At 76.9% G+C, this 648-nt stretch carries 1 protein-coding gene; it reads left to right on the plus strand.

Translation table 11 applies throughout. From position 1 onward, the window contains the following. A partial coding sequence (locus MXD58_RS24460; protein ID WP_250610019.1) for an amidohydrolase family protein occupies positions 1 to 648 on the plus strand: 648 nt, incomplete at both ends.

Here is a 648-nt window from a genome sequence, read left to right on the forward strand (position 1 = left end):
GCGCTGGCCGCCGCGGCGGCGGGAATCCGGGCGGCGGTCGTCTACCCCGTGCACGACACGATGGATGACCCGGCCGGGCGGTCCCGGGAGGCGCCGGGCGGGGGACGGGCGGCGACCGACGCGCTGCTCGCCGACCTGGAGCGGGTCGCCGCGGAGGTCGAGGGCGTCGGCTGCGAAATCCAGCTGGGCCCCGTCGGTCCGCAGTGGGTCGCCGAGGACACCCTGGCCCGGTTGGGTGAGTACAGCGCCCACACCGGCCGCCGGCTGCACCTGCACCTGCTGGAGAGCCCGTCTCAGCGGCGTTGGGCCGACCGGGTCTACCCGCAGGGCGTGGTGTGCGCGCTCGACCGCCTCGGCGTGCTCGGTCCGCGGACCACCGTCGCCCACGGCACGCATCTGCGTGACGACGAGTTCGCCCTGCTCGCCGAGCGCGGGGTGACCCTCGCCCTCAACCCCTCGTCCAACCTCCGCCTCGCGTCCGGCGTCGCCCCGGTGGCCCGCGCGGTGACCCACGCGGGCCAGGTGTGCCTTGGCCTGGACGGCCTGGCCCTGTCGGACGATCACGACGGCTGGACGGAGCTTCGCCTGGCCCGCGGGCTGTGGCAGGGCCAGACGCATACCCGGGTGCCCGGCGCGGCCGCGCTGGCG

The sequence above is a fragment of the Frankia sp. AgKG'84/4 genome (assembly GCF_023242965.2).
Classification (GTDB): domain Bacteria; phylum Actinomycetota; class Actinomycetes; order Frankiales; family Frankiaceae; genus Frankia.